At 69.6% G+C, this 5,196-nt stretch carries 3 protein-coding genes; 1 reads left to right on the top strand and 2 read right to left on the bottom strand.

From position 1 onward, the window contains the following. Together AC2H6A_RS17690 and AC2H6A_RS17695 are read right to left on the bottom strand one after the other, a co-directional pair. A partial coding sequence (locus tag AC2H6A_RS17690; RefSeq protein WP_484275040.1) for a two-partner secretion domain-containing protein occupies positions 1-2,140 on the bottom strand: 2,140 nt, incomplete at its 3' end. Between the two features lie 82 nt (positions 2,141-2,222). Then, on the bottom strand, positions 2,223-3,989 hold the full coding sequence (locus tag AC2H6A_RS17695) for a ShlB/FhaC/HecB family hemolysin secretion/activation protein (RefSeq protein ID WP_484275042.1): 1,767 nt from the start codon (positions 3,987-3,989) through the stop codon (positions 2,223-2,225). Between AC2H6A_RS17695 and AC2H6A_RS17700 the strand changes: the two genes are divergently transcribed. Further along, positions 3,976-5,196, top strand: a 1,221-nt coding sequence (locus tag AC2H6A_RS17700) for a CHASE2 domain-containing protein (protein WP_484275041.1), incomplete at its 3' end; no start/stop codon positions are given. The two genes, AC2H6A_RS17695 and AC2H6A_RS17700, sit on opposite strands and share 14 nt — an antisense overlap.

Below are 5,196 nucleotides of genomic sequence, written 5' to 3' on the forward strand. Positions count from 1 at the left end.
CGGGCGCAAAGCTCACCCGCCCGCCGTTGTCGACGGCCTTGAAGTCACCCCCATTGAGCGACACGGTGGCGGTGTTCAACACCGTGGTGCCGAGCCCGTTGCTGTCACTGTCGGGCTTGAAAACCACATTCAGCTTGTTCGACTGCGAGGAGATACCCGCATTCACCTCGATGTTGTTGTGCGCCTTGAAGGTCAGCGTGGCGCTGCCGCCAGTGGTCTTCGAGATCGCATGGTTGACGTAGATATTGCCGGCCTGCTCACCGACGTCCGACCTGCCAGTGTTGACCTCGACATTCATGCCCTGATTGAGCGCGGCTGAGATGTGACTGGCTCTCAGCGTGGCATAGTTGTCAAACGGCGTCGCCTTCAGGAGATCATCGTCGTAGTCGAGCCAGACATCGGCAGCCCCGCTGTCGTCCTGGATCGTAAGGTTGTACGGATCGATCAACCAGGTACCGCCCTGCCCCTGCGGCGCCGATGCATCGGGTGTCTGCGTCACCGCGAGCACCCGCTTGCCGGATGTCTCGATGAACCCGCCATCGCCGCCCTGCGACCCGCCACGGGCACTGATGCGCCCGTGGATGAGCGCGGTGTCATCGGCCCAGAGGATCACCTTGCCGCCATCGCCGAGCGTGGTGGCATCGGCCCTGATCACGGCGCCGCTCGCCATGAACACCTTGACTGCATTCGGCGCGCCAGCGCTCGTGCCCTGCACATCACCGCCGACCAGCACCGTGCCGCCCCCGGCGCCACCGGAGGCATCGATGCTGAGGGTCTCGCCGAGCACGATCTCGCGCCCCATGACCCGAACCCTGCCACCCGTGCCCACCACGGCGCCCGCGAGCAGGTTTCGCGGATCGGGCTGGGGAGGCGCCGGTGAGGGCGCCGGCGCCGGCGCTGGAGCTGACACGGGAACTGCGAGGGGCAGGACACCCGATGACGCGCCTGCGATCGGCGGCACAGACCCGGCGGCCTCAGAGGCCGAACCGGTGGACGGGGCCTCAGCCGCGGCCGGCGATGCCGCGACCGGTGAAGAAGCCCCTCCCGCCGCCGCACCCGATGAGGCGGCAGGCGAGGACGCAGCCAGGGAGGTGTTCACCGCAGACGAGCCCGCGACCGCGCCCGCTGGCTCCGCCGCCGAGGCACCGGCCTGAGACGTGCCCACCCCGGCAGACTGCCCGACGCCGCCAGCGCTGCCAGTACCCGTAACCGCCAATGGCGTCACAACCGGAAGCTGCACGGCCGCCGTGGCGCTGGCATCGATACGGCCCTGCAGGCTGACCTGCTCGCCGGCCTGGATGTCGATCTCGCCACCCTTGCGGCGACCCTGGGCATCAACGCCGCTGGCCACCATCTGACCGGTGGCGGTCTGTTCGACCCGGCGCCGCGCGCGCAGCGTGATGCGGCCATCCTCGCCGACCACCGCGGTGGTGGCCTGGAGCACGCCGGCATTCCTCACGAGCTGGCCGTGCAGGCCGATGCGACGGGCCACCACCTCGCCGAGGTTGATGGCCGCGGACTCGGGCGCCGACACCTCCCAGGACACCTCGGGCGCCTGCGGATTGACCAGGGAAACCCGGTGACCTGCCGCGAGCAGCACCTGTCCCTCGGGCGAGTGGATGATCCCGCTGTTCTCGACCTGCGGCGCCACCAGGTAGACCAGACCGCCCGAGGCGGTGCGGATGCTGCCCTCGTTGCGGATGGCGCCAGCGGCGCGGTTCTCGGCGGCGGTGCCACCGAAGTTCATGCGGCCAGCGGCGAAGTCCTCGTTGCTCAGCCTGAGCGTGGACACCACCAGGGCGCCCACATCCACCTGCGCGCCGCGTCCGAAGGCCACGCCGCTGGGGTTGATCAGGAACACCCGGCCATTGGACTCGAGCCGGCCGAGGATCTCGCTGGGCGCACCCGACACCACGCGGTTGAGCACCTGGCTGGCAGCGCTGGGCTGGATGAACCGGGTGGTCTCCCCCACGCCGATGTTGAACTGGTTCCAGTGGATGACCGCGCCGTTGCTGGTGGTGACGCTCAGTGTGGCGCCGTTGCGCTGCAGCGTGGCGCTTCCCTGGACCACCTGCGCACCGCTGGGGTTGGCCCAGGCCGGCGCGCCGATCGCCGCGATCGCCCCCGCGAGAAGCCCCATCCGCCAGGGGCGTGACGGCGGCCGCGCCGCCGCCGGGTGCTGAGGGCGGTTCAGGCGGGTCCGGGAGCGGGAGTGTCCAAGGTCAGAACCCATAGCTCATGGCCATGTGCAGGAAGACATCGCCGGGGGTGGACAGACCATCGCCCTGAAGAACGAAGCCGGAGTCCAGGCGCAAGGACATGCCGTGCCGCCACGCCAGACGGATGCCACCGCCGAGGCTGGAGAGCAGATAGCGTTCCTTCTCGCCAGCCAGCGCGTTGTTGCGCTGGACCGCAGCGGTATCGGAGAACACCTGCCAGCCGAAGTCGGTGCCAGGGTTGGTCTGGACCGGGCGCATCGGCGACTGCATCTCGAGCGAGAAGCGCTGGCCACGATCACCCGCCGCCACCCGACTGCTGAACCCGCGCACCGAGCCGTCACCGCCAATGGCGAACTGCTCGGCCGGTACCAGCGCATCGCGGGTCCACTGACCGCTCCAGGAGGCAAGCAGCGTGTTGGTTCGGACCGAGACCGAGCCGCCCAGGCTCCAGCGGGTGATGCCGTAGTAGGGGTTGGCGCCCGCGCGAAGCCCGGGCTCCTGGAAGACCGAGGCGTCGCTGCGCCCGCTGCCCGGCAGGTTGCGGCTGTAGCTGGCCAGGCCGAACACCGACCAGCGGTCGTCCCGGCGACTGGCGCGGTAGCTGAGCGAAAGCGGCCGCAGGACGACGCTGGGGATGAGGCTGGGTCCATCGGTGACCGTGGCAACACGACTGTTGACCTGCTTGATGTCCAGCCCGAACGAGAACCTCGGATCCCACGCGCCCAACCGCGGCAGAAGCCGGGTGGCACGCAGGCTGAGTGTGTTGCCGCTGCTGGACATGAAGTAGTCCCCGGCGGCTGTCCTCAACGTGCCCGAATCGACATTCGAGTGCAACAAGCTGCCATCGAGCAGCCATTTGAGCCGATAAACGGGCACTCTCAACCCGACAGACGCGATCTGGACATTGTGTTCGCGCCCCGGCGAGGTGATCGCCTGCGCGGTGCCGACGATGTCGCGATCGAGCAGGTTGTGGTGCTGCACCGCCGCCCCGACCCGCCACTGCCCGGTACTGGGCGAGCCGGTGTTGTCCAGGGTGACCTGACCGGCCACCGGCGGCAGATCGCTGGTGCGCAGGGTGCCGGCGAGCGCACCGTCATCCTCGGTGCGGAAGGTGACCTGCATGTAGCGACCGGGGTTCTCATTGGCCAAGCGCAGTTCGTCGCCGATGAGGGTATCGGACGGCGTGGCCCCTTCACGCAGCGAGGGCACGGCACGGCGCTGATTGGCAAGGCTGCGGTGGCGCGCGCCCGCGACTTCGAGCTTGCCAAGTCTGAGTTCCTCGACCTGCAGGCGCACCAGCCCCGACTCGATGGTCTGCTCCGGCAGCAGGACGCGCACCGCGGTGATGCCGGCGCGGCCATAGGCCTCGCGAATCGCCTCCTGGGCGAGTTCGATGTCGGAAAAGCGCCGCCCATCGCCCGTGAAGCCGGCCACCGCGGCCTGCAGGGCAGGCAGCGGCACGAGGGTGGCGCCTTCGATCTGGTAGCGGGCGATCCGGAAGCGTGGCTCGACCGGCGCCGACGGCGTCGCCGGCGCAGGTGCAGGCGCAGTTGCAGTTGCAGGCGCAGCCACTGGCGCCGGACTGGAGGCGGGCATGACCGGTAGCGGTCCCTGCGGATTCGACTGGGCCCGGGCCATCACCGGCGGGGCCAGCCCGATGAGCGCGGCGAGCAGCAGCCCCGCCGATCGACCGGCAACGGCCATGCCGACACCCGCCGCTTTCGCGGCCGGCGCTGTGCCGGCATCATGGCCGGTGATGACATTCGGCATTGCCAAGAAATTCACTCCGAGGGGCGTGGCGCTGCTCGCTTCGGCGGCAAGCACGCTGCTGGTCACGCTGGTGCTGACCTGGTTGATCACCCAGGGCCTCACACCCCCAGTGTTGCAAAGACTCGACCTGTTCATTCACGACAATTGGGTGCGATCAACCCTCCAATTCACGGGGACACCCAAGGTCACGCTGCTCGCGCTGGACGAGGCAAGCCTGCAGAGGATCGGCCAGTGGCCATGGCCACGAGACCGCATCGCGCAGGTGGTGCAGGCGGTCATCGACCAGCACGGCGCACGGGCGATCGCCTTCGACATGGTGTTTGCCGAGCCCGACCGCAGTGATGCCGATCGCATCCGCGAGCGACTGGCGAGAACCCCGGGCGCCGAGGACTCGGTCCTGGGCGCCCGGATGCGCGACCTGCTGGTTGAACTCGACCGCGATGCCGCCCTGGCCCGGGTGCTGGCCGGCCGGCCGGTGGTGCTCGGCCACTACTTCACCAACGACGCCAGTCAGCGGGTGGGTGCCCTGCCCGACCCCTGGCTGCCCGCGGACATCGCCCACCAGTCCGGGGTGTTTCCGCCGCGCGGTGACGGCTACGGCGCCAATCTCGCCTCGCTGGTGCAGGCCGCCGGCAGGGCCGGACACATGAACCCGGCGGTGGACGCCGACGGGGTCACACGCCGCCTGCCGCTGCTCATCGAGAACGAGGGCATGCTCTATCCCTCGCTGATGCTGGCCGCGCTCACCATCGTGGCGGGCGACCAGGCGCAGGTGGACTTCGGCCAGGCCACCACACTGCGCGGGCAGCCGGTCGCCGAAACCATCACCCTGGGGCCCTACCGGTTGCCGATCGACGAGCAGGCACGATCGATGCTGCCCTTCTTTGGCGGGCGCGGCAGCGTGCCCACGGTGTCGGTGCTCGACATGCTCGAAGGCCGCATGCCGCCCGATCTGATGCGCGGCCGTGTGGTGGTGTTCGGCCCCACCGCGCCGGGCCTGCGAGACAGCCGTGCCACGCCGGTGGACACCAACCAGCCCGGCACCGAGCTGCATGTGTCCTGGCTGCAGGGTGCGCTCGATGCACGCCTGCCCAGCCGGCCCCACTACACCGACGCCGCGGTGCTCAGTCTGGTCTGGTGCGTGGCGCTGGGCATGATGGCTGGCGCCTGGCGGCTGCGGCCGGCACGGTTCATGGCCACCGCGGCG

The sequence above is a fragment of the Quisquiliibacterium sp. genome, assembly GCF_982640115.1.

What these genes read in the sequence shown, in the direction of transcription:
- AC2H6A_RS17695 (WP_484275042.1), bottom strand. Translation starts at nt 3,989, where the DNA reads ATGCCGAATGTCATCACCGGCCATGATGCCGGCACAGCGCCGGCCGCG.